This window comes from Caballeronia zhejiangensis (genome assembly GCF_000698575.1).
Lineage (GTDB): Bacteria > Pseudomonadota > Gammaproteobacteria > Burkholderiales > Burkholderiaceae > Caballeronia > Caballeronia zhejiangensis.
The window spans coordinates 61,529-87,217 of the sequence record NZ_JFHD01000003.1 but is presented as its reverse complement, the minus strand read 5'-3'; the positions used below and the strand labels follow the sequence as shown (position 1 = coordinate 87,217).

Annotated in this window: 27 protein-coding genes; 4 read left to right on the top strand and 23 right to left on the bottom strand. The window is 62.3% G+C overall.

Annotation, left to right across the window (positions count from 1 at the left end; genetic code table 11):
* Positions 1–42 precede the first annotated feature (42 nt).
* From BG60_RS06370 to BG60_RS06315, 12 genes are all read right to left on the bottom strand, one after another.
* Positions 43–666 (bottom strand): N-carbamoylsarcosine amidohydrolase, encoded by a 624-nt coding sequence (locus BG60_RS06370; RefSeq protein ID WP_008348163.1) that lies wholly within the window; start codon positions 664–666, stop codon positions 43–45.
* Positions 667–684: 18 nt separating this feature from the next.
* Positions 685–1,719, bottom strand: a complete 1,035-nt coding sequence (locus tag BG60_RS06365; RefSeq protein WP_034470926.1) for a 2,5-dihydroxypyridine 5,6-dioxygenase NicX family protein — start codon at positions 1,717–1,719, stop codon at positions 685–687.
* Positions 1,706–2,554 (bottom strand): alpha/beta fold hydrolase, encoded by an 849-nt coding sequence (locus BG60_RS06360; protein WP_034470923.1) that lies wholly within the window; start codon positions 2,552–2,554, stop codon positions 1,706–1,708. The genes BG60_RS06365 and BG60_RS06360 overlap by 14 nt, the downstream gene beginning before the upstream one ends.
* A gap of 11 nt (positions 2,555–2,565) precedes the next feature.
* Positions 2,566–3,318 carry a maleate cis-trans isomerase family protein gene (locus BG60_RS06355; protein WP_034471022.1) on the bottom strand — a complete coding sequence of 251 codons (753 nt, stop codon included), beginning with the start codon at positions 3,316–3,318 and terminating at the stop codon, positions 2,566–2,568.
* A 34-nt stretch (positions 3,319–3,352) separates the two neighbouring features.
* The gene (locus tag BG60_RS06350) at positions 3,353–4,318 is read right to left on the bottom strand and encodes an amidohydrolase family protein (RefSeq protein WP_034470920.1); all 966 of its coding nucleotides are present in this window, start codon (positions 4,316–4,318) and stop codon (positions 3,353–3,355) included.
* A 71-nt stretch (positions 4,319–4,389) separates the two neighbouring features.
* Complete coding sequence (locus BG60_RS06345) at positions 4,390–5,580, bottom strand: xanthine dehydrogenase family Fe-S subunit (RefSeq protein ID WP_034470917.1); 1,191 nt, start codon at positions 5,578–5,580, stop codon at positions 4,390–4,392.
* Between the two features lie 10 nt (positions 5,581–5,590).
* Positions 5,591–6,427 carry an FAD binding domain-containing protein gene (locus tag BG60_RS06340; protein WP_034470914.1) on the bottom strand — a complete coding sequence of 279 codons (837 nt, stop codon included), beginning with the start codon at positions 6,425–6,427 and terminating at the stop codon, positions 5,591–5,593.
* Complete coding sequence (locus BG60_RS06335) at positions 6,424–8,829, bottom strand: xanthine dehydrogenase family protein molybdopterin-binding subunit (RefSeq protein WP_051996433.1); 2,406 nt, start codon at positions 8,827–8,829, stop codon at positions 6,424–6,426. Before BG60_RS06335 ends, BG60_RS06340 begins: the two co-directional genes overlap by 4 nt.
* A 20-nt stretch (positions 8,830–8,849) precedes the next feature.
* On the bottom strand, positions 8,850–9,359 hold the full coding sequence (locus BG60_RS06330) for an aromatic-ring-hydroxylating dioxygenase subunit beta (RefSeq protein WP_034470910.1): 510 nt from the start codon (positions 9,357–9,359) through the stop codon (positions 8,850–8,852).
* On the bottom strand, positions 9,360–10,652 hold the full coding sequence (locus BG60_RS06325) for an aromatic ring-hydroxylating dioxygenase subunit alpha (RefSeq protein ID WP_034470908.1): 1,293 nt from the start codon (positions 10,650–10,652) through the stop codon (positions 9,360–9,362). It lies immediately after the preceding gene.
* On the bottom strand, positions 10,639–11,883 hold the full coding sequence (locus BG60_RS06320; RefSeq protein ID WP_034471019.1) for an NAD(P)/FAD-dependent oxidoreductase: 1,245 nt from the start codon (positions 11,881–11,883) through the stop codon (positions 10,639–10,641). The genes BG60_RS06325 and BG60_RS06320 overlap by 14 nt, the downstream gene beginning before the upstream one ends.
* 14 nt (positions 11,884–11,897) lie before the next feature.
* A complete protein-coding gene (locus BG60_RS06315; RefSeq protein WP_034470905.1) occupies positions 11,898–12,203 on the bottom strand; it encodes a non-heme iron oxygenase ferredoxin subunit in 306 nt (101 codons plus the stop codon).
* A 166-nt stretch (positions 12,204–12,369) separates the two neighbouring features.
* Here BG60_RS06315 and BG60_RS06310 point away from each other — a divergent pair, with 166 nt between their 5' ends.
* Both BG60_RS06310 and BG60_RS06305 read left to right on the top strand, forming a co-directional pair.
* Positions 12,370–12,666 carry a hypothetical protein gene (locus BG60_RS06310; protein WP_034470903.1) on the top strand — a complete coding sequence of 99 codons (297 nt, stop codon included), beginning with the start codon at positions 12,370–12,372 and terminating at the stop codon, positions 12,664–12,666.
* Between the two features lie 22 nt (positions 12,667–12,688).
* Positions 12,689–13,813 (top strand): DSD1 family PLP-dependent enzyme, encoded by a 1,125-nt coding sequence (locus BG60_RS06305; protein ID WP_034470899.1) that lies wholly within the window; start codon positions 12,689–12,691, stop codon positions 13,811–13,813.
* On the opposite strand, the gene BG60_RS06300 is transcribed toward BG60_RS06305, so the two are convergent.
* From BG60_RS06300 to BG60_RS06280, 5 genes are all read right to left on the bottom strand, one after another.
* On the bottom strand, positions 13,801–14,097 hold the full coding sequence (locus tag BG60_RS06300; RefSeq protein WP_034470898.1) for a DUF3325 domain-containing protein: 297 nt from the start codon (positions 14,095–14,097) through the stop codon (positions 13,801–13,803). The two genes, BG60_RS06305 and BG60_RS06300, sit on opposite strands and share 13 nt — an antisense overlap.
* Positions 14,094–15,752 (bottom strand): PepSY-associated TM helix domain-containing protein, encoded by a 1,659-nt coding sequence (locus tag BG60_RS06295; RefSeq protein WP_063936106.1) that lies wholly within the window; start codon positions 15,750–15,752, stop codon positions 14,094–14,096. Before BG60_RS06295 ends, BG60_RS06300 begins: the two co-directional genes overlap by 4 nt.
* Positions 15,719–16,006, bottom strand: coding sequence for a DUF3649 domain-containing protein (locus tag BG60_RS06290; protein ID WP_034470895.1), 288 nt, complete (start codon positions 16,004–16,006; stop codon positions 15,719–15,721). Before BG60_RS06290 ends, BG60_RS06295 begins: the two co-directional genes overlap by 34 nt.
* A 262-nt stretch (positions 16,007–16,268) precedes the next feature.
* The gene (locus BG60_RS06285; RefSeq protein WP_034470893.1) at positions 16,269–16,520 is read right to left on the bottom strand and encodes a hypothetical protein; all 252 of its coding nucleotides are present in this window, start codon (positions 16,518–16,520) and stop codon (positions 16,269–16,271) included.
* Between the two features lie 79 nt (positions 16,521–16,599).
* Positions 16,600–17,814, bottom strand: a complete 1,215-nt coding sequence (locus BG60_RS06280; protein WP_008348170.1) for a YeeE/YedE family protein — start codon at positions 17,812–17,814, stop codon at positions 16,600–16,602.
* Between the two features lie 125 nt (positions 17,815–17,939).
* On the opposite strand from BG60_RS06280, the gene BG60_RS06275 reads away from it, so the two are divergent.
* Together BG60_RS06275 and BG60_RS06270 are read left to right on the top strand one after the other, a co-directional pair.
* Positions 17,940–18,620 (top strand): dihydrofolate reductase family protein, encoded by a 681-nt coding sequence (locus tag BG60_RS06275; RefSeq protein ID WP_008348172.1) that lies wholly within the window; start codon positions 17,940–17,942, stop codon positions 18,618–18,620.
* Between the two features lie 112 nt (positions 18,621–18,732).
* Entirely contained in the window at positions 18,733–19,455 is a 723-nt protein-coding gene (locus tag BG60_RS06270; protein WP_008348173.1) for a DeoR/GlpR family DNA-binding transcription regulator, read from the top strand.
* Positions 19,456–19,529: 74 nt separating this feature from the next.
* Here BG60_RS06270 and BG60_RS06265 read toward each other — a convergent pair whose 3' ends face one another.
* From BG60_RS06265 to BG60_RS06240, 6 genes are read right to left on the bottom strand one after another with little or no spacing between them, the layout of a single operon-like run.
* Positions 19,530–20,549, bottom strand: coding sequence for an ABC transporter permease (locus BG60_RS06265; protein WP_235366231.1), 1,020 nt, complete (start codon positions 20,547–20,549; stop codon positions 19,530–19,532).
* A gap of 38 nt (positions 20,550–20,587) precedes the next feature.
* Positions 20,588–22,108, bottom strand: coding sequence for a sugar ABC transporter ATP-binding protein (locus BG60_RS06260; RefSeq protein ID WP_008348176.1), 1,521 nt, complete (start codon positions 22,106–22,108; stop codon positions 20,588–20,590).
* Between the two features lie 47 nt (positions 22,109–22,155).
* Positions 22,156–23,160 (bottom strand): substrate-binding domain-containing protein, encoded by a 1,005-nt coding sequence (locus BG60_RS06255; RefSeq protein WP_008348178.1) that lies wholly within the window; start codon positions 23,158–23,160, stop codon positions 22,156–22,158.
* Positions 23,161–23,212: 52 nt separating this feature from the next.
* Positions 23,213–24,256: an ABC transporter permease gene (locus BG60_RS06250; protein WP_008348180.1), complete on the bottom strand. Its 1,044-nt coding sequence runs from the start codon at positions 24,254–24,256 to the stop codon at positions 23,213–23,215.
* Positions 24,253–25,185 (bottom strand): ribokinase, encoded by a 933-nt coding sequence (gene rbsK / locus BG60_RS06245; RefSeq protein WP_008348182.1) that lies wholly within the window; start codon positions 25,183–25,185, stop codon positions 24,253–24,255. The genes BG60_RS06250 and rbsK overlap by 4 nt, the downstream gene beginning before the upstream one ends.
* A complete protein-coding gene (locus BG60_RS06240) occupies positions 25,182–25,664 on the bottom strand; it encodes an RbsD/FucU family protein (RefSeq protein ID WP_008348185.1) in 483 nt (160 codons plus the stop codon). Before BG60_RS06240 ends, rbsK begins: the two co-directional genes overlap by 4 nt.
* Positions 25,665–25,689: the final 25 nt, after the last annotated feature.

Here is a 25,689-nt window from a genome sequence, read left to right as displayed (position 1 = left end):
TCCCATGCGCCCTGGCATCAGGCGAGCCGTGCTACGAGATGATCAAAGGTCTTTGAGCAATTCGAGCGCTTCATCACGCTTCATCACGGCAGCGTATTTCTGCGCCATGTCGAAGAGATTCGCCTCGTGCGGCGCAATCGCGCGATCACCGACGCAATCCGACAACACGAATGGACGAAATCCGTATTGCATCGCATCGACGACGGACGACCGCACGCAACCGCTCGTCACTGCACCCGCGACGACGAGCGTTCGCACGCCATGCTGCGTGAGCCATGCCGCGAGCGACGTCCCGAAGAACGCCGATGGCGCTGTTTTGCGCACGACGAGTTCGCCTGCGCGCGGCGTGAGCTGCGGCACGATCGCGCTGTCGTGCGAATCTTCCTTCAGCGCGAGCAGGCCCGGCACTTTCATCGTGAAGACGTTGTGATCGGAGTCATCGTCGGCGAAGACGATACGGCTATGCGCAACCGGCCAGCCCTTCTCGCGCGCATGCGCAAGCAAGGGCACGGTGTTCTCGATGGCTTGCGGAATATTGCCGCCGCCGAACACTTCGGGATTCGCGAAGCCGTTCACCAGATCGACGATCAAAAGGCCGACCGGCGCTTTCGGTTCGAGCGTCGAGCCGAAGCTCTGACGCTTGTAGGTTTCGATATCGTGGGACATGTGCGTGGTTTTCCTGGGTCAGCGGTCGAGGACCACGCCATCGCGCACGACGGCTTCGCCATCGAGGAATACATCGCAATGACGCAGCGGAATGTCGATATGACAGGTCGTCGAGCGGCTGCCGCCGGCTTCGTTATTCGGTCCGAGCGAAAACAGGAAGTTGCCTTCGAACGCGCGCGCATCCATGCCGATGGTCGCCTCGCGATCGTAGAGCCCGAGCGTCGACCAGTGAGCGCGCGGCTGCAGGCCCCAGCCGATATGCGAAATCGCGTAGGCCTCTGGATCGTTGAACGTCGCCATGTATTCGCTGAGCAATTGCGCGTCGATGCCGCCTTCGATGCGCTTTGCATAACCGCCTTCGACGGTCAGTTCGATGCGTTCCTGCACATAGCTTTTCTGCGGCAACAAAATATCGCCGCGATCGATCACGATGCGGCCATGCGCCTTGCCATCGTTAGGAAACGTCAGCGCGAATCCGCTTGGCCAGTGATCCCAGCGCCCCGGTTCATCGACGAAACCGTATTCGGCGATCGGTTCGAACTCGCCGAGCGGACAGCGAAAATCCGTCCCCGCGGCGGAGACGATATGCATCTCCTTAGCGCGCGCGATGCGCGCCCGTGCGGCGAGCACGCGTTCGCGATCGGCGGGTGTCGGCACGAGGCGCGTAAGCACTTCGGGTGGCTCGACCGCGAGCAGGATCTTCGTGCCGGCCTTGAGTATGTCGAGTTGCTCGGGCGAGAACAGCAAGGTCATCAGATCGAGCACGAGATCGCTTTCCTTCAACGCGGCAATCGCGGCCCGGTTGCCGGTCAACGGCGTCGTGCCGAGATACGCGAGGGAATCGCGGCTCAGCGCCTTCTCGCCGTTCACTGGCGGCAAGTCGAGGCGATTGACGATTGCGCCCATCGCTTGCGTCGCGATCAGTGCGGTCGATAGCGTTTGCGGATGCGTCGACGCGCTCGTGAGAATGGTGACGGTCTGCCCTGCTTCGAGACGCGAGAGCTCGAGCACCTTCGTCCACGCATCGACCATCTGATAATCACTGACTGGCATGATTGCCTCCTTCAACGAGCGTCGGAATGGATGCGCCGAGGAAATCGCCGAGCGCGGCGTGAAAGCCAGCTTCGTCGTCCCACGGAATCATGTGACCAGCGTCACGCACGCGCGTGTGCTGAAGATGCGGCACGAGTGCGCGAATCTCTTCGACGTCTTCGTCGCGCACGACGTCGCCTCTGCCCGCGGTGACGAGCAGCGCGGCAATCCGCAGATGCGCGAGATCGGCGTGAATGTCGTCGGTATGGAAGCCTTCAAAGCTCGCGCGTATCGCGCGTTCGTCACATGTATGAAGCCACTCCGCGCGCAACGCGAGTTGTTCATGGGTCCATGTGGGACAGAAGGCGCGCATTGCGTCGGCCGTCATGCCTTCGCGCGACTGCCGGATCGAATCGATGTACCACGGCAATTGCGACGGATAGACACGACGTCCCGGTCCCGAAACGGGCGGATCGATCATCGCGAGACGCGTCATGCCTGCGGGCTCCGAACGCGCAGCGCGTATGCCGATGCGCGCGCCCATCGAGTGACCGACGACGCTGTAGCGCTCGAATCCCAAGGTAGTTGCGAACGCAACCAGATCGGCGGCTTGTGCGTCGAGGCTGTAGTCGAGCGAATCCGATGCCGACGACAAGCCTCGTCCGCGCACATCGAGCACATAGGTATCGAACACTTGGCCAATATGCTCCGCGACGAAGCCCCACGTCACCGCAGGACTCGTAATGCCCGGCACGATGATCACCGGATCGAGTCCCGTGCGTGCGCCACCGTAACGCAGATAGTGCTGACGGATGCCATTCGCCTGAACGTTCGCGCCGTACAGATAGGTCGACATGTCGCCCTCGCTCAATATGCGCCGGACAGCAACGCGCCCGCGCCCGGCACGACGGCTTCGAGACCGAGTTGCTTGAGCATCGCATAGGTCGTCGCGACGGCCGCGGTGACGACCGGCTTGCCCGTCATTGCCTCGACCTTCGCGATCACCGGCAACGAAGGCATCTGCACGCATGCCGACAGCACGATGGCATCGGCTTCCTCATATCGCATCGACATGACGATCTCGGGAAGGCGGCTCGGATCATGACGCGCGACTTCGAGATTGTCGGGAATCTCGAGCGCGCGATAGTCGATCACGTCGTAATCCTCATTGCGGATATAGTCGACCACGAGTTCGGTCAACGGCTTCATATAAGGCGTGACGACGACCACGCGCTTCGCGCCGATCACCTTCAATGCATCGACCAGCGCGCCCGCGCTCGTGATGACGGGCGCATCGCCGCCGTTGTCGACGGTGCGCTCGTGCAAGCGCTTTTGCGATACGCGATGATAGCCATGACCCATCGCCATGATCGCGACGAGACACGCATAGCCGAGCACATCGACGCGCGCATCGGAGAGTTCAACTGCGCAGCGGTCCGACTCGGCATCCATCGCGGCGAGTTCTTCCTTCACGACCTTTTTCATCCGCATGCGGCTCGAATGAAACGTGAAGCGCTCGGGGCGAATCGTCTGGCGCGCGAGCAACATCGCGGGAATCTCGGTCTCCATCGTCGTGTTCGAACTCGGCACGATCTGGCCGATGCGGTAGTGCTTGGTCATGTGCTGCTCCATGTGCTTGTGTTCTTCGGGGTGGTCAAAGGCGGAAGAGGCGTTCCGCATTGCCGTGACAGACGAGCGCTCGCGTGGCGTCGTCGAGCGGCGCGCGTTCTATGAAGTCCGCTGCGATCTCCGTCGATTCATACGGATAGTCAACCGAGAACATCACCGCTTGCGCGCCCATTTCGCCGATCGCGCCGATGAGCGCCGGGGCCGAGCACACGCCCGAGGTCGTGATCAGGATGTTGGTGCCGATGTAATCCGAAGGCGCCCGTTCAAGACTCAGGCCATGCGAATAAACCGCGAAACGGCTGTCGAAGCGCCAGCGCAAGAACGGCAGACCTTCGCCCATGTGCCCGAGAATGATCTTCAGATTCGGGAAGCGATCGAACACGCCGCTGAACAGCAGGCGCAGTGCGTGGCTGCCGGTTTCGATGCCCCATCCCCAGGTCGCGCCGGTGAGTTCGGGATGACCGTCGAGCACGCGCGGGCTCACGAATGCATCCGTCGGATGCAGATATAAAGGTACGTCGAGTTCCTGCATCGTCGCCCAGAAGGGATCGTAAGCGCGGTCGTCGTAGTAGGTGCCGAGTGTGTGACCATTGACGAGCGCGCCCTTGAAGCCGAGTTCGCGCACGGCGCGCGTCAGTTCATCGGATGCGGCCTTCGCGGTATGCATCGGCAACGTCGCAAAGCCGCCGAAGCGCAACGGATGACGCGCGATCTGCTGCGCGAGAAAGTCGTTGCTCGCCTTCGCGCGGCTGATCGCGAGCGCCGCATCCGGCTCGCCCTGCACGCTCGGGCCCGTTTGCGAAAGTATCGTGTAGTCGATGCCCGCGCGATCCATTTCGACGATGCGCTGTTCGTCGAAATCGGTCAGGCGCGCGGCGAGATCGCGCAGGACTTCAGGCGCGATGTGCTGCGTGAAGCTCTTCGAATAGCTCTGGAAACCGGGCGTGCTGAAATGCTCTTCCAGGGCGATCTTGCGAATCCGCTTGTTCATTTGAACTCCATTTGATCAGTAGGCTGACGATATGATCGTGCGACGAGCCGGGACCGGCTCATCTCGCGTGCTCAATCGCCCTTTCCGAAAAGCTGTTTGATGCGCGCCCAGATGACGCTCCACACGAGGCTGCCCGCATTGAACTTCGCGGACGATGAGGACAGCGCCGCCTCGGGCGCCGCGTTACCGCCGAGCTGCGCCGTGATGCGCGCGCCGAAATCCGCGATCATCCTGCGCACGAAATCCTTCACGAGGCCCGAACGCGAGAACTGCGCGAGCGGTCCTTGCAACATGTATTCGAGCGTGACCGCGACCCGCGTTTGCGCGCCCCCGCCTTCGCTCGTCAATGCATATGTCACATCGCCATTCGCTCGCGAACGGCTGATGTTGTCCTGCCCCGCTCCACGCATGACCGCGCGATGCGCGGCATCGTCGCGTTCCAGGCGCGCCGCGCCAGCGAAGTTCGCCGACATCGGTCCGAACTTGATCGCGATCTTGCCCTTCACGCTTTCGCCGTCGTGCTCCACGAGTTCCGCGCCCGGAAGACACGACGTGACCGAAGGCAGATCGCCCATGAACGCCCACACCTTGTCGAGCGCGAAGGGAACGACGAAGCTGTCGTCTATTGCGGTCCACCCTTTGCGTTGCGCGGCGGGTTGATCCGTCGATGCAGTGCTCGCGGCCACGGGTGCCTGCGGCGCGGCAACCGGTGTAGCGGCGAACGTCTGAAACGCTGGCGCCGAAATAGTTGCATCGCTAACTATTGCGCGTGCGATAGGCGCATCCGCAATCGGTTCCGCTTTCAGATCGGCGAGAACCGCCTTGATCGCAGCGACGATGCCCATATAGCCTGTGCAGCGGCACAGATTGCCCGACAGTTCGAGCCGGATGCGTGCTTCGTCCGCATCGGGAAAGCGGCGCACGATATCCCGCGCGGTGATCAGCATGCCGGGCGTGCAATAACCGCATTGCAGGCCGTGATGGATCGAGAACGCACGACGCAGACGCTTCATCAGTTCGTCGTCGTCGAAGCCTTCGATGGTGCGTATGTTCTGCTGATCGCAAGCGACGGCGAATGTGATGCACGAGCGCACCGGTTCGCCATCGACGAGCACGGTGCAGGCGCCGCACACGCCGTGCTCGCAACCGAGGTGCGTGCCGGTCAGGTTGTGTGCATCGCGAAGAAAGTCGCCGAGATGCACGCGCGATTCGACATCCTCGCGCACGGATCGATCGTTGATAGTAAGTTCGATGACGGACATGGCAGTCTCTTTAAACCGTATTCGCGTTCGACGCGCCGAACGCCTGCAGAAGACAACGTTCGAGCGCTGCGGTATGAATCTGCCGATCGATGCCGTCCGCGTTCGGCATCGCACTCGTCACGGCTTGCGCGAGCGCTTCGCCGTTGGCGGCAGACGGGCCGCGTTGCGCGATCTGCCGTGCGAGTTCATCGAGTGCGGCGGGCGGGCCATCGAGCGCGCCGAGCACGATGCGCGCGAGTCCCGTGCGTGCATCGAACGCAGCCGCTGCGCTTGCATGTGCGAATTCGCCGGTCTTGCGGCACAGCTTGTAATAACCCCAGCGAAGCGTCGGACCGAGCTTCGGCAGCAACACGGCGGTAATGATCTCGCCGTCAACGAGCAACGTCGTGAACGCACCCAGCATGAATTCGCTCACGCGGACTTGCCGCGCGCCGCCTGCTTTCGATAGCTCCAGACGGGCATCGACAGCGGACAATGCAAGCGGCCAGTCGGCGGCGGGATCGGCATGAGCAAGACTGCCGCCGATGGTCCCGCGATTGCGAATCGCACGATACGCGATGCCGCCCGCCACATGCTGCATGTACGGATGACGCAGCAGTGCGTGCTTGCCGTCTTCGATCTCCGCATGCGTGACCGCCGCGCCGATACGCACGTGATCGCCCGCGTCGGAGACACTGCGCAGGTCCGCGATGCGCGATACATCCACTACGCGGCCAGGCCGTGCAAGCCGCAAGTTGAGCATCGGGCCCATCGACTGACTGCCTGATATCGGCTTTGCGCGAGTCAACTCCTTGAGCGCGTCGGGCAATGAGATCGCCCTTACATACTCGAACGCAGCGGCTTTCATCCCGCCACCTCCTGACTGAGTTCTTCCTTGCGCGCCGCCTTGCGAGCCTTCGCGGCCTCGATCGCGGCGAGCAAACGGCGCGGCGTCAACGGCGTTTCCGACACGAGCGCGCCGATGGGCGTGAGCGCATCGTTCACTGCATTGAAGAGTGCAGCCGGCGGCGCGATGGCTCCGCCCTCGCCCACGCCCTTCGCGCCGAATTCCGTATAAGGCGACGGCGTTTCCATATGGATGATCGTCAGCGACGGCAACTCGGTCGGTCCCGGCAACATGTAGTCGGCGAGTGTCGACGTGAGCGGTTGCGCGTTGTCGTCGTAGAGCGTTTCCTCATAGAACGCGGTGCCGATGCCTTGCGCCGTGCCACCGATTGTCTGCCCTTCGACGACCATCGGATTGATCATGCGACCGCAATCTTCGACGATCACATAGTCGAGAATCTCGACGTCGCCTGTCCTCGGATCGACGGCGACTGCCGCCGCGTGCGTCGCATAGCTGAACGCGCCGGTATCGACCTTCGGCTTGAAGCCTTGCGTCGCTTCGAGACCCGCGAGATTCACGCCCGCAGGCAAGCGCTCGGGACGGAGATACCATGCAGCCGCGATCTCCTGAATCGTCACGCGGCCCGTTACGCCGATCACTTCACCGTTCTCGAAGCGCACCACCTCCTGTTCTTCCCCAAGCAGATGAGCACCGATGAAGAGCAGGCGCGGCACGAGTTCGCGGCACGTCGCGGCCACTGCGCCGCCAGCCATGACGATGCTGCGCGATGCGTACGTGCCTGTCGAATACGGCGTAAGCGCGGTATCGCCATGCACGACCTTGATCTTTTGCAGCGGCACGCCGAGCACTTCGTTCGCGATCTGCGCGAGCGTCGTCTCCATGCCTTGTCCGTGCGAGTGGATGCCCGCGCGCAGTTCGAGTCCTCCATCGGCCGTGATACGCACGGTCGCGAGATCGTATCCCGGCACGACCGGCAAGCCCCATGATGCGAACACGGCCGTGCCATGCGCCGATTGCTCGGTGAACGTCGCGAATCCGATGCCGACGAGACGCCCATCGTTCTCGCCCTCTTTCTGCCGTGCGCGCCACTTCGGCACATCGAGTTGCGCCACTGCGCGTCGCAGGCTCTCCTGGAAGTCGCCGCTGTCGTAGTGTTTCTTCACGACATTGGTATAAGGCATGTCCGCGCCACGCACGAGATTGTCATGGCGCACTTCCCACGCTTCGCGTCCGACCGCGCGCGCGATCGCATCCATCGTGAGTTCGATTGCGAAGCACACGCCCGTGCGCGCTACGCCGCGATACGGCAGAAAGCCCGGCTTGTTGGTCGCGGCGCATTGCGTACGGCAGCGATAGCCGCTGAAATCGTAAGGCCCCGGAAGGTTGCCGAGCGCCTGCCCTGTTTCAAGACCGATCGTAAAGGGCCATGCGGAGTATGCCCCGCCGTCGATCAAAAGCTCCGCATCGAGCGCGAGCAGACGGCCGTTTGTATCGGCATACGCAGTGAGTTCGTAGTGATGCTGACGCGAGTTCGCGCCCGCGATCAAATGCTCGCGCCGATCCTCGATGAAACGAAAAGGCTTCTTGTACGTCAGCGCGAGCCACGCAATGCACAGCTCTTCCTGCTGCAACACGCACTTGTAGCCGAACGCGCCGCCGACATCGGGCGAAATGACGCGCACCTGCGCATGATCGATGCCGAGACATTGCGACAGCACCGTGCGAATCATATGCGGCACTTGCGTCGAGGTGATGACCACGAGTTGCGAATGCGTATGGTCCCAATACGCGAGCACGGCCTTGCCTTCCATCGGCACCATGCATTGACGCGCGAGATCGACCTTCTGCTTGACGACAACGGGCGCGTCCTTCGAACGCTCGTCGAAGTCGATGTCCGCCTTGAGGTCCAGAAAGAGATTGTCCGTCCAGTGATCGTGCACGCGCACGTCGGTGCGTTCGCGAGCGGTGAACGCGCTGGCGAAGGCTGGCAGTTCGTCGAGATCGAGCTCGATTTCCTCGGCGATATCTTCGGCTTGCGCGCGGGTCTTCGCGAAGCACATCGCGACCGGCTCGCCGACGAAGCGCACCTTGCCCGATGCGAGCGGCGGATGCGACGAAGGCTTGTACGTCGGCAGGCTCGAATCGGCGACGATATCCGTGGCGTCGTGCATGTCGTCGCGCACGATCACCTGTGCCGCATGACTCGCCGGCTTGCCGATATGCACGATACGCGCATGCGCAACCGGACTGCGCAAGAACGCGACCTCCTGCAGATCGGGAAACGTGTAGTCGGCGACGAACTTGCCCTTGCCATGAAGATGCCGCTCGTCTTCGCGCCGCCTCACGCGCACGCCGACGCCACCGCTTTCGGCTGGCGCTTCCATGTGTTCCGTGTCACTCATGCGCTCTCTCCCAACGATGTTCAGACAGGGTAGGCGAGATCGTTCGCGATCATCGCGGTGTCGTAGACAGCCTGTCTTTCCTTCAGCAGAAGAACGTTACCATTGCGCGCGAAGCGGTCAAAAAGCCTGCCCGCCTGATGCAGCGTAGTCGCGCCTTCGACGAGCGTTTGCAGCAGCATGTAGTTGCTCTGCGCGACGATTTCCTCGTCGGTCGCGTTCAAGATACGCACGTTGGAAACGAAGTGCAGCATTTGACGCGGCGCGAACATCTGCGTGCGCGCAATCGCGACCGCACGATCGCGCAGCATGTCGCGTCCTTCGGCGTATACGAGCCCGACGGGAAATCCATTGGCCGCGTTCTCGTATTCGGTCACGCGATAAAGACAGTTCTCGGTAAAGAATTCAGGCCAGCGCTCGATGTCCCCGCCATCGAGCGCCGCGCAATACTCCGCATGAAAGTCTTCGACCGCCGCGCGTGCGATCAGCGCCTTGTCGTGCGCGATGTTCTGTTTTTCGAATCCTGGCAGCATCTAGAACCCCATCACTTCACGATAGTGCTTGTACATGGCGCGAATGGCGGCTTCGGAGATCAGGTTGTCGGCCGTTCCGATCTTGTCGCCATCCAGCTTGATGATGCTGCGGTCGCTCACCGAGCGGCGCACGCCTTCCTGAACGAACTTCATCGCTTCGTTGTCTTCGAGGCCGAGAAAGCCCGACGGTCCCATCAGATTGCCCTGACGCAAACGGTGACGCACCATGTCTTCCGTGTCGTCTTCATAACCGAACATCGTCCAGAGCATGATCATGCTGTTCGGTCCGTTCGGCACGATATGCCGAATGCCGAGCGTATTCATCTCGCGCTGCACGATGAGGTTCGGCCAGATGGTCTGCATCGTCACCGACCATTCGGAATCGAACTCCTTGATGAATTCGAGGAAGCGCTCGTCACGCAAGATCATGCCGTCGTGGAAGGAACGCATCTCCTTCTTCTTGTCTTCATCGATGGTGGCGTAGAGCGAATCGCTTTTTGCGGAGGCCATCGTGCCGTGAATGCCGTATTTGCTGTCCGCGACCATCGCCGAACGATTGCCCGCCACGAGCAGGCCGAACACGACGAGGAACGAGTGCAGCAACGTCGCGTGATACGGGTCCTTCAAGTTCTCGTGATACATCTTCCAGTTGCACGGCAGCTCGTTCTTGTAGAAGCCGAGCACGCGCAGGCGCTTGCCGTTGAACACCGCGTCGAAGTCCTCGAGTATCTCGGGCGTGAGATAGTCTTCAAGCGATTCCATGTCGTGCGCGAACGATGCGAACACGACCCCATTGCGCGTCGCAACCGCAAGTTTGCGCAGACCGTGATCATCGTTGCGGAAATCCTTCGGCATGCCGCCCAGCTTGTTCACCCCACGCCGGAACGGCACGCCTTGCAGATTGCCCTTGAGGTCATACGACCATTGGTGATACGGGCACACGAACTCCTTGTTGTTGCCGCGGCTATGCCGGCAGAACTCCGCCCCGCGATGCGCGCAACGGTTTTCGAACACGTTGATCGAGCCGTCTTCCGCGCGCGATACGACGACCGGCGTCGGGCCGACATAAGAGCGCTTGAAATCGCCGGAATTGGGCACTTCCGCTTCGAGCGCGACGAAGTTCCAGGTGCGCCCGTGGAAGATCCGTTCGACTTCGCGCGTATAGACCGCCTCGCTCGTGTACACCCAGTCCGGGATGCATTGCAGCCCTTCTTCGGGCCAAACGAGCCCTTCTATCGGCGGGTTTTTCGATTGAGGCGTATGAATGCCGATGATCGTTTCAGACGAGTACACCTTGATCTCCCGAGTGTGTTGAGCGAACCAGCTTGTCGAGCTGGCGCAGCTTGATCGTGGGGTCGGCGAGCATGCGGGGATCGACCGCAACGCCTTCTTCGACGAGCCTTCTGATGGCGCGCAACTCGCCGCCTTGATTGATCGCGAGCACATGCGCGATGACGCCGCCGCGCAGACCCATCAGCACGGTCTTGTCATCGACGCCCGCGCGTTCGATCCACTGATCGATCTCGCCATCGGGCAGGCCGAGCATCTGGATGTTCCAGTCGTATTGGTCGGTCCAGAACCACGGCGTCGGTGCATAAGCAATCTCTTCTCCGGCGATGTTGCGCGCCGCCACGATCGCCTGTTCCTGCGCGTTCTGCCACGATTCGAGACGCGTCGCGCGACCGTTTGCGCCGTATGGGAAGTTGGCGCAATCGCCTGCCGCATAGACATTCTCGGCGGACGTGCGGCAATGCCGATCGACGACGATGCCGTTGTTCGTCGCCATGCCCGCAGCTTTGGCGAGTTCGTCGTTCGGCTCCTGGCCGATAGCGATCACGCCCAAGTCGAACGGCGTTGCATCGACTTGCACGCCGTCCGCGTGCTCCGTGACTTGCAGATGCTTCACGTCGAATATGAAGCGCACGCCGTGAGTTTCGTGCTTCATGCGCAGACGTTCGGCGAACATGGGCGGCAGCGCGCGGCTCAGCAAGCCCGATGCCGTTTCGAACACGCTCACGTCGAGGCCGCGCGTTCTTGCGCTCGCCGCGAATTCCAACCCTAGAAATCCAGCGCCGATCACAGCCACCGATTGCGCCGTTGCGAGCCGCGCACGCAAGCGCATCGCATCGTCGAGCGTGCGCAGATAGAACGTATGCGGACCTTCCGGCGCGCCCGGCAACTGCCGCGCACGACCACCCGTCGTCAGGATGCAATGGTCGTAGCGCAGTTCGCCATTACGTTCGAGCGTCGCGACGCACGATTGCGTATCGAGCCGCAGCACTCGATCGTTGAGCCATTCGATGCGCGCATCGCCGTATCGCTCGACGGCATGCACCCAGCCGTTGAAGCAATCGTCATCGTCCTTCGCGATGAGGACATCCTTTGACAGCGGCGGCCTTTCATACGGCGCATGACGCTCATCGCCGACCAGCACGATGCGCCCTTCATAACCATGCGTGCGCAACGCTTCTGCCGCGCGCGCGCCAGCCTGCCCCGCTCCGATGATCAATGCAGTCCGAGTCATGATTTGCGCGTGCATCAAAGATCGACGTAGATCTCGCCGCCTTCCACCTGCACGCCGTATACGCGAATCGGTTGCGTGACTGGCGCGCAAAGGGCAGCGCCCGTGCGGATATCGAAACGCCCCTGATGCAGCGGACATTCGATGCAGCCGTCTTCCATATAGCCGTCGCTCAAGAGCGCGAACTGGTGCGTGCAAACGTTGTGCGTGGCATGCACTTCTCCGTCGAGCAAATAGAGCGCGATGCGCTCTTCGCCGATCGTCAGGCCGAGCGGTTCGTCTTCCACTAGATCGGCGAGCTTCGCCGCGAACTTGAGTGCCATTCGTCGCCCCTTCGAAAATCGATCAGTATGCTGATGAATCTGTTGTTCGTATGCTAGCAGGACTTTTCGCCGAGTCAACCGATCAAAAATAATGGCTTTCCCGTAGAGAATCCGGCAAGAACGCGTTCGTGCGATGATTCGAAGATTCGTCCCATCGATCAGCGTCATGCCTTCCACCGCCGTCACGCGCACGAACCCGCTGCCGCTCGCGAGCATTGGCTTCATCCTTGCATCGATGCTGTGCCTCGCAATTGTCGATCCGCTCGCGAAAGCCATCGCGCTGCGCTATCCCGCCAACGAGCTCACGTTCTTTTGCATGTTGTTCGGCCTGATTCCGCCCGTGGCGATGTGCGCTGTCGGCCAGCGCTCGCTGATCGATCGCGTGAAGCGCCTCCACTTCAGGGGACAGACCTGGCGCTGCCACGCAACGGCGATAGCGCTGCCGACGGGACCGATCGCCTGATCATCGCTCGACCAAGGACATCATGAATCTCGAAGCACTCGACACGCCCGCCGCGATCATCGATATCGCGCGAATGCAGCACAACATCGACCGGATGCAGACGCGCATGAACGCGCTCGGCGTGAAGTTCCGGCCGCATGTGAAGACGACGAAATGCGCCGGCGTCGTGCGCGCGCAGATTGCAGCAGGCGCGCAAGGCATCACCGTATCCACGCTGAAAGAAGCGGAAGCATTCTTCGCGGCGGGCATCGACGACATTCTCTACGCGGTGGGTATCGTGCCCGCGAAGTTGCCGCGCGCGATGGCCCTCAAGCAAAAAGGCTGCGATCTGAAGATCATCGCCGACAACGCAGCGGCGGCATCGGCGATCGTCGCGTATTGCAAGCACGCGAACGACATATTCGAAGTGTGGCTCGAAATCGATACGGATGGTCATCGCTCAGGCCTCGCGCCCGATGACGACGCGCTCATCGAGATCGGCCGCGTGCTTCAGGAAGGCGGCATCGAAGTCGGCGGCGTGATGACGCACGCTGGCTCCAGCTACGAATTGAACGATCAAGAAGCGCTCGCCGCGCTCGCGGAACAGGAGCGCGCGGGATGCGTGCGCGCGGCCGAACGGCTTCGCGCTGCGGGCATCGCATGCAGGACCGTGAGCGTCGGCTCGACGCCGACCGCGCTCGCCGCGAAGCATCTCGAAGGCGTCACCGAAGTGCGCGCCGGCGTTTATGTGTTCTTCGATCTCGTGATGGCGAACGTCGGTGTTTGCGATGCAAACGATATCGCGTTGAGCGTGCTCACGAGCGTCATCGGTCATCAACCCGACAAGGGCTGGGTCATCGTCGATGCGGGATGGATGGCGATGAGCCGCGACCGCGGCACGTCGAAGCAGACGCACGATTACGGTTATGGACTTGCATGCGCGCTCGACGGTACGCCTCTCGAAGGCTGCGAACTCGTCGGTGCGAATCAGGAGCACGGCATTCTCGCCGTCGAATGTCGCGATGAGATCACGAAGCGGTTTCCCATCGGCATGAAGCTGCGCATCCTGCCGAATCATGCATGCGCGACGGGCGCGCAATACCCCGAGTACCAGGCGTTAGCCGCCGACGGCAGCACCATCGCATGGCCGCGCTTTCACGGCTGGTGAGATCGACGAGCGGAAAGCCGCTCATAAACGATGAGACCGCCAAACACGATTCCCGCCGAAACACTCGTGCAGCCGCTATAGCTGACGAGGCCGAGCGCCCATCCTTGATAGTCGACGATGAAGCGCAGCGCGAGCACGAGACCGCACCATCCTGCTATTCGAAAGCCGCGCGTTTGCCCTGCGCGAAGCGCGCGGCCGAATAGCATCATCTGATGACGATCCATCGAGACCGCGAGGCAAGCGAAGGCCATCAGGCAGAAAACGATGCTCAAGAGATGCGTCATGCGCTTTCCTTTTCGCGCTCGGGCATGACGGCACGCGCCGCGATGCGCTTGCCGACGGGCTTCGTGCGCGGACGATGGCGTGTCACGCGTATCGCCAATGCCGCATGCAGCAGGGCGAATGCCCACATCATCAGATCGAAGCCGGCGAACACCCAATCGCCTTGCGCGATGCTGCGCCACAAGGGCCGGTTCGTGGTCAGCGCATTGAGCGCCGGCACGAACGCGAGCATCGCCGTGGCGAGCCAAAGCAGTTCGATCCACGCGCGCCTCGCGGGACGCACGAACGCATATAGCAGCGTCGCGCCCCACATCGCGAAGAAAACATTGACCTCGGCATCGTCACGCGCGGCGATGCCGAGCGGCAGCAGCCGATTGCCCCACAGAAAGCTCGTCATCGCGATGGAAAGTCCCGCGATGCTCGCGATATTCAAACGTTCGACGAGCCAGAAGCCGACGTACGGCCGCGCCGGGTCGGCCAGCTTCTGACGGCGCTTGACCGTCCACATGACAAGCCCCGTGCCGACCATCGCCGTGCCCGCGAGACTGACGATGAAGTACAGCCAGCGCAGTTGCATATCGCTGAAGCGTCCGAGATGCAGCGCATACAGCACGCCGCGCGTTTCGGCCGCGCCGCCGACGCTGTCCTTCACTTCGATGAGCTTGCCCGTCACGCCATCGAAGAGCATGTACTGCGGACTCATCGACACGCGCGACGCCTCACCTCGCGAAACAGCCACGCGCGCGGTGCTGTCGCCGGGATTGGTGATCGTCACGCGACCGACCTTGTCGCGGCCCCAGCGCGCTTGCGCTTCGCGCACCATCGCATCGACGGGTGCAAGCGGCGCGTTCTGTCCGGAAGACTCGCGAGGCTGAATGAACGCGCTGAGTTGCGAAGTCATTGCGGCGCGTTCGGCGGGTGTCCTGAAGGCGGTCTGCGCGCCCCACGGCATGTACATCGCCATCAACGTGACGAGGCCGGTGTAGGTGATCATCGCGTGAAATGGCAGACCGAATACCGACAGCGCGTTATGCGCGTCGAGCCAAGAACGCTGACCCTTGCCCCATCTGAATGTGAAAAAGTCGACGAAAATTTTCTTGTGCGTAATGACGCCGCTCACGATCGCGACGAGCATGAACATGGCGCACAGGCCCGCGAGCCAGCGCCCCCATAACACCGGCATGTAATAAAACTGGAAATGAAAGCGATAGAAAAATTCACCGCCGAGGGTCTCGCGCGCGGTTGTGCGCTCGCCCGTGACCGGATCGAAACGGGCTGATTCGAATGCGCGCTTGCCCTTGGATGCGCCCGGCGTACGCCAGAACGAATCGATGACGCTCGTGCGTTCGTCCGGCAATGCGAAGCTCCACTGCGTACTGCCCGCCGCGATCTTGCCGAGCGTCTCGACGACGCGTTGCGCGACGAGCGCCGCATCCGGCATGTCGCGCTGCTGCGCTTGCTCGGGCCGCATCCATTGCGACGTTTCGTCCTTGAAGTAGCTGACGGTCCCGGTAAGGAACATCGCGTAGAGAATCCAGCCTGCGAGCAGGCCCGCCCACGTATGCAGATCGGACATGCTCTGGCGAATGCCGCGGCCTTTCGCTTTGGAATCGCGCGCGCTTCTCACGAGACGTGTCCTCCCGGCCATACCGTCCATGCGGCCATCAACAGCGGCACGGCGATGAACGCGAGCCCGCTCCATGCCCGACGCGCGCTGCGAACCGCGAACACCCAGATCACCGCGCACACGTAGACGACGAAGCTCACGAGCATGCCGGTGAGCACGGCTTGCGGCTTGCTCATCGGCAGGGCCAGTGCCGCGACGCTCGCGAGCGCGGCGAGCGCGTATCCGCCGAATATCGCGGCCACGATGCGAGAGACGAGCGGGCCGTGCCGGACGAGCGCGCTCATTGGTCGTGTACGCGTCGGCGCGTCATAGGCTTTCAAGGCGTTCTTATGCGAAAGATTGGCCGGATGCACGTCTGCAACGACGAGACGGAATCAGGCGCGTTGAGGTCCGCGTTGCGCGGCGTAAATGATAATAATTATCAATAACGCTCCGCAAGCTTGTCAAGCAACGCTTAAAAGTGGAACGCTGTGGCGCGATCGCGCGAACACAATGCGATGCGCGTGTGGCGCATCGGCGAGCACAAAATGGACGAACTGGCGGCGTTTATTCTTTGCCCGTGACCCACTTTTTCGTCGCGTGATAGCCGCGCTTCGACGTATCGGCGATGGCATGTCCGGCCGATTTCGCGCCGTCGCCGATGGCGTGCGCCGCATCGCGCGCCGCATGTCCGGTCTGGCGCCCGGCCGATTTCACTTCTTCCTTGAACTGATGGGCGCCCGATTCGACGCTCGCATGTGCCAACGGGCCGAGCGCGATCAGCAAGGCCGGAACGATGAGCAAGGTGGTCTTTTTCATGCCGGCGATTTTCGCATATCGCGCGGACCGCTCCGTTCCGCAAAAAAACGGAACGAACGTGTCACGCGCGGTGTGACTCTCAGCAAGCCGTCGGCCGCACGCGCTCGACTTCGAGTCCGAAAAACGGACGCAGTCGCGTGCCGACTACATTGCCGAAGAAGGCCGCGACGAGCCACAGCCAGCCATGCAGGCTGCCCGATACGATGCCGCTGAAATACGCACCGATGTTGCAGCCGTACGCGAGCCGCGCGCCATAACCGAGCAGCAAGCCGCCGACGATCGCCGCGATCAGCGAGCGCATCGGCACGCGCCAGACGGGCGCATAGCGGCCCGCGAGCGCGGCGGCGAGCATCGCGCCGAGCACGATGCCGATATCCATCACGGATGTAACGTCGTGAGAAATCGGCGCGGCGAGCGCGGCCGCGTTGGCCTTGCTCATCCAGTATGGCCAGCTCGCGGTATCGACGCCGAACAGGGCCGCCGCTTTCGCGCCCCACAATGCGAACGCCGACGTGATGCCCCACGGACGCCCGGACAGTGCGAGCGTCGCGAAGTTGAGCACGGCGAGGGCGATGCCGCCTGCCACGAGCGGCCACGGTCCATGCAGCCATGGCGATGTATGCGCCGGCTGCACGTGCGCGGCGACGAGCTTGCCATGACGGCGCTTCTCGATGACGACCGTGACCGCCGCGATCAGCGCGAACACGATCCAGTTGACGGCGAGCGCGGGCCCCGCGCCGAGCGTCTTCACGAGCGATACCGGTTGCATTTGCGGCAATGCGGTCCAGAACGGCATGTGCGCGGTCGCGATGACGGAACCCGCGATGAACGCAGCGAGCGTCACGATCATTCGCGTGCTGCCGCCGCCGACCGTGTACAACGTGCCCGACGCACAGCCGCCGCCCAGTTGCATGCCGATACCGAAGATGAACGCGCCCACGACCACCGACGTCCCTACCGGCGACACGAGCCCGGTCACCGGCGTGCCGAACAGCGACCCTGCCGCGAGCGCGGGAAAGAACAGCGCGACGCCGACCGCGAGCATCAGCATTTGCGCGCGCAGCCCGGCGCCGCGGCCATCGGAGATGAACACGCGCCACGCCGACGTGAAACCGAACGCCGCGTGATAAAGCGAGACGCCGAGCAGCGCGCCGACCACGTAAAGCGCAGCCTGGCGCGCGCCGACGGTTTGCCCGAGATACACCGCGCCGAGCACGATCAACAACGCGGCGATGCCGAGCGGCTTCGGATCGATATCCGCGCGGCGTGCAAGAGGAGTAGCGAGATCTGACATGACGATAAGCGTTTCGAAAAAATGCGGAACAGCTACCTATTTTCTCGCGTTTGGCTGATCTTCGCAGGCGGCACAGCGCTTGCATCGGCCGTTGCATCGAAGCCCTTTCCTGCACGGAGAAGAAGATGCATATCGTCTGTCACATGATGTCGTCGATCGACGGCCGCAGTCTCACCGACAACTGGAACCTCGATTTCGCGTCGCCCACCTACGAAGACACCGCCGCGCGTTTCAACGCCGATGCGTGGGTATGCGGCCGCGTCACGATGCAGGAAATCTCGCATGGCAAGGACCGCGACTATCCGCGCGGGCTCGCGAAGCGTCCGATTCCACGCACCGATCATTTCGCGAAACGCGACGCGAGCCAGTACGCGATTTCCATCGATCCGAAGGGACGTGTCGCCTGGAAGAGCAATACGGCGCTCGAATCGCATATCGTCGAAGTGCTGAGCGAGAGCGTCGATGACGATTACCTCGCGTATCTGCAATCGATCGACGCATCGTATGTGTTCGGCGGCAAGGACGATATCGAACTGAAGCGCGTCGTCGAAACGCTCGAACGCGAGTTGAAGATCAAGAAGCTGATCGTCGAAGGCGGCGGACATGTGTCGGGCGCGTTCGTCAATGCGCAGCTTGCCGATGAAGTCAGCGTGCTGATCATGCCGCTCGTCGATGGACGCGAAGCGCATACGTCGGCGTTCGAAGTCGCGATGGACAAGTGGAAAACGCCCGCCTACCTCAAGCTGGATTCCATCGAAAAACTGGAACACGACGTCGTCTGGCTGCGCTATACGCGCAAGTCCTGAACCTCGGGATTTACCCGCGCCACCGCATGCAAGCCGTTAAAAATGCGGCTTGCATTGTTATAATTCTTTCATCCCGCGAATAAAAGCTAACATCATTCCTCGCGCCGCTCCGATGGCCAAGAACGACCGCCTGCGTGCCCTTTCCGGCGCGCTCGAAAAACAGAACGTGATGCGTCTGCGCGATGCGGCCGCGCTGCTCGGCGTTTCGGAGATGACGGTGCGCCGCGATATCGCCGCGCATCCCGGCCAGTTCACCTATCTCGGCGGCTATATCGTCAGCGCCGCCGATGTCCCCAACGCGGGCTACACGATCGAGGAAGAGAAAGACCATTTCGCGCAAGCGAAGGCGGTCGCTTCGAATCACGCGGCGCGTCTGCTCGCGGATAGCGAAACCATCTTCATCGATTGCGGCACGACGCTGACCACGCTCGCGCGGCAGATTCCCACGGAGATGCATCTCACTGTCGTGTGCTATTCGCTCAATGTCGCGGAAATTTTGCGGCGCAAGCCCAACGTGCGGATGATCCTGCTCGGCGGCGTCTATGTGCCGTCATCGGAATCGTTCGCCAGCGACGAGAGCGTCGAAACCTTGCGGCGCATGGGCATCAACAAGGCGTTCATGTCGGCGGGCGGCGTCGATGAAGCGCGCGGCGTGACGTGCTGGAACTTTCATGAAGTCGCCATCAAGCAAGCCGCGATGGCGAGTTCGGTGGAACGTCATCTCGTCGTCGACGCGAGCAAGTTCGGCAAGGTCAAGGCCGTGCGCTTCTCGCAGCTTTCCGAGTTCGATTCGGTGATTACCGAGGAAGGTCAGAAGCTCCGCAAACGCGTCTGAATCGTTCCGATAAAAATCAGAAAGGCTCGTTCAGGTTTCGAACGAGCCTTTTTTGTTCCGCTTTTCGAAGGGCGTTACTGTCTGCGTCCCAGCGCGAACAACGTCCCCGCAACGAGAATGAACGCGCCGATGATGACCTTCTGCCAGGTGCTCGGCACGCCGATGAGAATCAGCACGCTATTGATGAGCGTCACCAGCACGACGCCCAAAAGCGTACCCACCACCGTTCCCGTACCGCCCGTGATGCGGGCACCGCCGAGAATCACCGCCGCGATCACATCGAGTTCCGTGCCGACGAGATCGAACGGGTTCGCAAGCCGGTTCGTCGACACGTGCAGGATGCCCGCCACGCCCGCCAGCAAGCCGGTATAGCCGAACACGAAAAGATGAATGGCGCGCAAGTTATAACCGAGACGTTCTGCAATGGCGAGCGAGCCGCCCATCGCATAGACGCCGCGGCCCATCATCGTGCGATTGAGCAGCCACCAGGTCACGATCGCCGCGATCACGAGCGCGAGCACGGACACCGGCAAAACCGCGCGCAAGCCATCCGGCGTGTGATAGAAAAACAGCGGCAGGCGCCCGAACGTATCCATGCTGTGCGGAATGTTCATGAAGAACTGCGTGCCGACGAACGTCAGCAACAATCCGCGATACAAATATTGCGTGCCGATGGTGACGATCAGGGAAGGCGCTTTCAATCGATGCACGAGCATGCCGTTGATGACGCCGAGAATCACGCCGCCGATTGCGCCCGCAAGCAGAATCAGCACGAACGGGCACTCCGGCCACCAAGCGAAGACAGCCTTCGTGATCGAATACATCGTCAACGCGGCGATTGCCGTGAACGACACGTCGATGCCGCCCGACGCCAGCACGACGAGCGTGCCGAGCGCGAAGAGCGAGACCGTCGTCGCGGAATGGAGCATGTCGAACAGTGTCGCGAACTGGAAGAAGCGCGGATTGATGCTGCCCACGACGAGACACGTCACCACGATCAGCCCGACCGTGAACCACTCCGGATTGCGCATCAGTTGCGCATACAGATTGCCCTTGCGCACGCGCGGCGCGACCTGGGCCGCGTGTTGCGGCATCGTCTCGCTTCCCGTGCGGCGGATGGATTCGCTCATGCTCATGCTGCCTCTGAAAGTAGCGCGTGATAAAGATCGGCCTCGTTCAAGCGGTCCGCGCGATATTCGTTCGCGACGCGGCCTTTCTTCATCATCAGAATACGGTCGCAGTTCTGCAGCAGTTCGGGCAGGTCGTCGCTGATCAATATGATGCCGATGCCCTCCTTCGACAGCCGCTGCATGATGCGATAAATGATGTCCTTCGATCCCACATCGACGCCCACGGTCGGACCATGCAGGATCAGCACGCGCGGATCGATCGCGAGCCAGCGGCCGATCAGCACGCGCTGCTGGTTGCCGCCCGAAAGCGATTGCACCGGCTTGTCGACATCGGGCGTCGCGATCTGCAAGTCCTTCACGGTGCGCTCGGCAAGCTCTTGCGCACGCTTGCGATCGATCTGACCGAAGCGGTCACGCAGGCTCGCGATCATCGCGGTGACGACGTTGTCGCGAATCGGCTTGTCGAGAAAAAGCCCTTCGTTCAGGCGGTCTTCGGGCACATAGCCGATACGTTGCGCCTTCGCATCCGCGGGCGAATGCAGACGCACGCGCATGCCGTCGAGCGTCACCGTGCCCGTGTCCGCAGGCGCGACGCCCGCAAGCGCACGCGCAAGTTCGTTGCGGCCCGAATCGAGCAGCCCCGTCACGCCGAGAATCTCGCCCTTGTGCAGCTTGAACGACACATCGGCGAACTGGCCCTTGCGGCCGAGACCTTGCACGTCGAGCACGATCTGCGACGCGGCTCCGTCACCTTCCGCGCGATAGCGTTCCGTCGACAGATGCTTGCCGGTCATGAGCTCGCTGATCTGCGCCTTCGTATAGTTTTCGATCGGACCTTGCGCCATCTTCTGGCCGTCGCGCAGCACGATCACTTCGCCGCCGATCGCATAGCACTCGTCGAGCTTGTGACTCACGAACAGCACGGCGACGCCATCCGCGCGCAAACGCGCAAGCACGGCGATGAGGTTATCGACTTCTTTCTGCGTGAGCGATGTCGTCGGCTCGTCCATGATGACGAACTTCGCTTCGCTCGCAATGGCGCGCGCGATCGCAACGAGCTGGCGCGTCGCGAGCGGCAGTTGCTCGATGAGCGTCTTCTGGAAATCCGCGTCGCCCGGCAGTCCGACGGCTTCTAACGCACGCGCGGCGGTTTGTGCGAGCGCTTTGCGATCGAACGTGCGCGCGAGCTTGCCCGCATGTTCCGCGAGTTCGGATGTCAGCGCGACGTTCTCCGCGACGCTCATGTTCGGCAGCAGCGACAAGTCCTGATAAACGGTTTCGATGCCCGCCGAAAGCGATTCGAGCGGCGAAAGCTTCTTGTGACGCGCGCCTTCGATCACGAGCTCGCCTTCATCGGGCGGTTGCGCGCCCGAGATGATCTTGATGAGCGTGCTCTTGCCGCAACCGTTCTCGCCGAGCAAGTGATAGATCTGGCCGCGCTCGAACGAGAGGCTTACGCCACGCAGCGCATAGACGCCGGTGAAACGTTTATGGATATCGACGACTTCGAGGAGCGGTGTCATATCGTGTAGTCGAGCGAGGCACACCGCAGTGCGCCTCGCGAATGGCATCAGAAGTTGTATTGCTTGTAGTTCGACTTGTCGACATCGACCCAGCCGGTGCCGCGCACGATCACGCCCTTGCCCGGGCCCTTCGTGACCGTCACCTTGTTATAGCCGGTGATGCCGAGGTCTGCGCCGTTCTGCACTTCCTTGCCGTCGACGAGCATCTGCGCGACCTTGTTCATCGCGAGACCGGCGAGCTTCGGATCCCAGAACGCGATGCCGTTGATCGCGCCGCTTTCGAGGAACTTGGCCGCTTCGGTCGGCAAGCCGGTGCCGTACACGCAGATCTTCCCGACCTTGCCGGCCTCTTCGACCGCGCGGCCGATACCGATGACGTCGAGCGACGACGAACCCTGGAAGCCCGTCAGATCCGGATGCTTGCGCAGCACTTCCTTCGCGACCTGATACGCGCGCTCGCCATCGTTATTCGTTTCGAGCTTCGGTTCGACCAGATCCATCTTCGGATACTTGGCCTTCGCATTGCCGATGCCGCCATCGGCCCATTGCACCTGCGAGCGCGAGCCGAGCGAGCCGACCAGCACGGCCCACTTGCCCTGATTATTCATGCACTTCGCGAGGCGCTCGTTCAGGCCCGCGCCGTATGCGGTGTTGTCGAAGGCTTCGATGTCGACCATCGTGTTCTTCGCGTTGTCCGCTTCATGCGTGACGACCTTGATGCCGCGATCCATCGCTTTCTTGAGCGCGGGTTCGAGCGTCGGCGGATCGTAGGGCACTACCGCAATTGCCGTGACCTTCTTCGCGATCAGATCCTCGATGATCTTGAGTTGCTGCGCGGCGTCGGCGCGGCCCGGACCCGTCTGATATGCATTGATGTTCGGATTCTCCTTGCCGAACTCCTTCACGCCTTCGTCCATGCGATTGAACCAGTTGATGCCGGTCACTTTCACGACCGTCACGATGGTTTCGTTGGTTGCGGCCTGCGCCGCTGCGATCGCGCCCGCCGCGAGTGCGATCGCGGTGAGTGCGGTGCCCAGTTTGTTCAGCTTCATTGCGTTGTCTCCTTTATCTATCCATTGGTCTCTTTGAACATCACACGCAACACTAACGTCCGGTCGATGCGGGCGGCGGTGGAACATTGCTCTTGGGCGCGGCTCCGCCGATGCCGAAGATCGCGCGCACGCGATCGCCGCCCGCGAATGCAAGCGATGCGAGCAGCAGGAAGCCCCACGCGCAATCGCCGAAAAACTGCGATACGCCGAGCAGATTGAAGAGGCTCGACAGAAATTGCAACACGGTCGCGGCGAGAAACACGCAGACGATGCGTCCATAACCGCCCGCCGGATTCACGCCGCCCATCACCGCGATCAGGATCGCGATCAGCAGATACGAATTGCCGTAGTCCCACTTCGCGCTCGACGTATGCGTCGCGCTGATGAGACCCGCGAGCGAGGCGAGCACGCCGCACATGCCATACGTGAGAATCAGCATGCGCGCGCGCGGAATGCCCGCGTAGAACGCGGCCTTCGGGTTCGTGCCCATCAGATAGAGACGCAGGCCGAACGGCGTACGCTTCAGAATCCAGCCGAGCAGCAGAACCGCGGCGATGAAGATCCACAGTGAAATGGGCACTTGCAGGAAGGTGCCGTTGCCGATGTTCGACAGCGGATCGACGTATTCCACGCGTACGGATGCGCCGTTGCTCAACACCACCGCGATGCCGGTGAAGAGCAACTGCGTGCCGAGCGTGCAGAGAATCGGCGTGAGCTTCAGCTTCGCGATGACGACGCCATTGAGCAAGCCGCCGAGCGCACCCATCACCATGACGATGCATACGAATACCGCGGTATAGAGCGCGGGCGAATCGTCGGCGGAGACCATATGCGGCAGCATCATCGCGGCGACCATGCCGGAGAGATTCGCAAGGCCCACGCCCGACAGATCGATGCCGCCGTTGCCCGACACCATCGACAGCATGATGCCGAGCGCAAGCAGGCCGAGCTCGGGCAACTGGCCGCCCATCGACTGAAGATTGTCGATGTCGAGGAACTGGCCGTGGGACATCCACGTTGCGACGATCACCACGAGCACGTTCACGCCGATCAGAAAGTTGAACTGGCGATCCGCGAGCCACTTCGACGCTTTCATTGCGTGACGCTCCTTTCCGCTAGCAGCGCGTTGATTTCATCGAGACGCGGCATCGACGGCGCGGTGCCCGGACGCGTCACCGAAATGCTCGCGAGCGCGCAGCCGAAGCGCACTGCATCCACAGGGCTTTCGCCGCGTGCGAGCGCCGCCGCGAAGCCGCCGGTGAAGCCATCGCCCGCGCCCGCCGTCTCGACGACGCGGCCGCATTCGAAAGCAGGCACGAGCGTCGATTCGTTCGACGTATGCAAGAGCGCGCCCGCTTCGCCGAGCGTGACGATCACGGCGCGTGCGCCTTTTTGGAGCAGTACGTTCGCGGCGCGGCGTGCGTCGTCCGCCGAAGCGATCTCGATGCCGGTGAGCGCCTGCGCTTCGGTTTCGTTCGGCGTGATGTAGTCGCACAGCGGATAGATATCGTCCGTCAGCGGCAAGGCGGGCGCGGGATTGAACACCGTCGTCACGCCATGTTTGCGCGCGAGTTCGAGTCCACGGCGCGCGGCCGGAATCGGTTGTTCGAGCTGCGTGACGAAGACGCCGGCACGCGCGATATCGTCTTCGATCGCATCGACGTCTTCGGGCGCGAGCGTGCCCGCGGCGCCCGCCGCGACGATGATCGCATTGCCGCCCGTGTTCTCATCGACATAGATATGCGCGGCGCCCGTCGCGACATCGTTCATTACCGTTGCGCGCGATGTGATGCCTTCGGCGCTCCATGTCGCCTGCGCGATATCGCCGAACGCATCCGCGCCGATGCGGGTGCAGAAGATCACGTCCGCGCCCGCGCGTGCGGCGGCCACCGCCTGATTCGAGCCCTTGCCGCCCGGTCCCATCTGGAACGCGGAACCCGCGACCGTTTCGCCGAGCAGCGGCATGCGTTGCGCGCGAAACGCGAGGTCCGTCACATAGATGCCGAGAATGACGACGCTTTTCATCGCGTGCCTCCGTGCGCGGCTTCGGGCGCATCCGGCGCGAGTTGCACCCCCTTCTTGAAGATGAAGCAGCCATAGCCGCGCGCTTCGCCCGTCGCGATCACGCAATATGCGTTCTTCGCGCGCTCGTAGAACGCGAAGCGTTCGACCGGCGCGAAGGGCAGCGCGCGGCCTTCGGCATCGTCCACTTCGCGTTGCGCTTCCCGTTGCACGGCGGGCAAGGTAGTTGCATCGCCAACTATCTCCATGCGGCCCGCGGGATCGTCGACGAACGTATCGAGCGGCAGCACCGACAACACGGCGCGCACCGCACGCGGCGCGCTCACGCCGTCCATGCGCAGCACGCGGCCGAGCACCGTTTTGCGCGCGACAGAGTCAGCGGGGAAATGGGCATCGCAGATCACCACTTCGTCGCCGTGGCCCATCGCGGCAAGCGCGTACAGGATATCGGCGTTCAAGAGCGGATCGATGTTCTTCAGCACAGCGTCTCCTCCATGCATGAGCGCG

Excerpts from the sequence above, each read along its gene's own strand:
- BG60_RS06370 (WP_008348163.1), bottom strand. The coding sequence starts at position 666 with ATGTCCCACGATATCGAAACCTACAAGCGTCAGAGCTTCGGCTCGACG.
- BG60_RS06365 (WP_034470926.1), bottom strand. The coding sequence starts at position 1,719 with ATGCCAGTCAGTGATTATCAGATGGTCGATGCGTGGACGAAGGTGCTC.
- BG60_RS06360 (WP_034470923.1), bottom strand. The coding sequence starts at position 2,554 with ATGTCGACCTATCTGTACGGCGCGAACGTTCAGGCGAATGGCATCCGT.
- BG60_RS06355 (WP_034471022.1), bottom strand. The coding sequence starts at position 3,318 with ATGACCAAGCACTACCGCATCGGCCAGATCGTGCCGAGTTCGAACACG.
- BG60_RS06350 (WP_034470920.1), bottom strand. The coding sequence starts at position 4,318 with ATGAACAAGCGGATTCGCAAGATCGCCCTGGAAGAGCATTTCAGCACG.
- BG60_RS06345 (WP_034470917.1), bottom strand. The coding sequence starts at position 5,580 with ATGTCCGTCATCGAACTTACTATCAACGATCGATCCGTGCGCGAGGAT.
- BG60_RS06340 (WP_034470914.1), bottom strand. The coding sequence starts at position 6,427 with ATGAAAGCCGCTGCGTTCGAGTATGTAAGGGCGATCTCATTGCCCGAC.
- BG60_RS06335 (WP_051996433.1), bottom strand. The coding sequence starts at position 8,829 with ATGAGTGACACGGAACACATGGAAGCGCCAGCCGAAAGCGGTGGCGTC.
- BG60_RS06330 (WP_034470910.1), bottom strand. The coding sequence starts at position 9,359 with ATGCTGCCAGGATTCGAAAAACAGAACATCGCGCACGACAAGGCGCTG.
- BG60_RS06320 (WP_034471019.1), bottom strand. The coding sequence starts at position 11,883 with ATGACTCGGACTGCATTGATCATCGGAGCGGGGCAGGCTGGCGCGCGC.
- BG60_RS06315 (WP_034470905.1), bottom strand. The coding sequence starts at position 12,203 with ATGGCACTCAAGTTCGCGGCGAAGCTCGCCGATCTAGTGGAAGACGAA.
- BG60_RS06310 (WP_034470903.1), top strand. The coding sequence starts at position 12,370 with ATGCCTTCCACCGCCGTCACGCGCACGAACCCGCTGCCGCTCGCGAGC.
- BG60_RS06305 (WP_034470899.1), top strand. The coding sequence starts at position 12,689 with ATGAATCTCGAAGCACTCGACACGCCCGCCGCGATCATCGATATCGCG.
- BG60_RS06300 (WP_034470898.1), bottom strand. The coding sequence starts at position 14,097 with ATGACGCATCTCTTGAGCATCGTTTTCTGCCTGATGGCCTTCGCTTGC.
- BG60_RS06295 (WP_063936106.1), bottom strand. The coding sequence starts at position 15,752 with ATGGACGGTATGGCCGGGAGGACACGTCTCGTGAGAAGCGCGCGCGAT.
- BG60_RS06290 (WP_034470895.1), bottom strand. The coding sequence starts at position 16,006 with ATGAGCGCGCTCGTCCGGCACGGCCCGCTCGTCTCTCGCATCGTGGCC.
- BG60_RS06285 (WP_034470893.1), bottom strand. The coding sequence starts at position 16,520 with ATGAAAAAGACCACCTTGCTCATCGTTCCGGCCTTGCTGATCGCGCTC.
- BG60_RS06280 (WP_008348170.1), bottom strand. The coding sequence starts at position 17,814 with ATGTCAGATCTCGCTACTCCTCTTGCACGCCGCGCGGATATCGATCCG.
- BG60_RS06275 (WP_008348172.1), top strand. The coding sequence starts at position 17,940 with ATGCATATCGTCTGTCACATGATGTCGTCGATCGACGGCCGCAGTCTC.
- BG60_RS06270 (WP_008348173.1), top strand. The coding sequence starts at position 18,733 with ATGGCCAAGAACGACCGCCTGCGTGCCCTTTCCGGCGCGCTCGAAAAA.
- BG60_RS06265 (WP_235366231.1), bottom strand. The coding sequence starts at position 20,549 with ATGCCGCAACACGCGGCCCAGGTCGCGCCGCGCGTGCGCAAGGGCAAT.
- BG60_RS06260 (WP_008348176.1), bottom strand. The coding sequence starts at position 22,108 with ATGACACCGCTCCTCGAAGTCGTCGATATCCATAAACGTTTCACCGGC.
- BG60_RS06255 (WP_008348178.1), bottom strand. The coding sequence starts at position 23,160 with ATGAAGCTGAACAAACTGGGCACCGCACTCACCGCGATCGCACTCGCG.
- BG60_RS06250 (WP_008348180.1), bottom strand. The coding sequence starts at position 24,256 with ATGAAAGCGTCGAAGTGGCTCGCGGATCGCCAGTTCAACTTTCTGATC.
- rbsK (WP_008348182.1), bottom strand. The coding sequence starts at position 25,185 with ATGAAAAGCGTCGTCATTCTCGGCATCTATGTGACGGACCTCGCGTTT.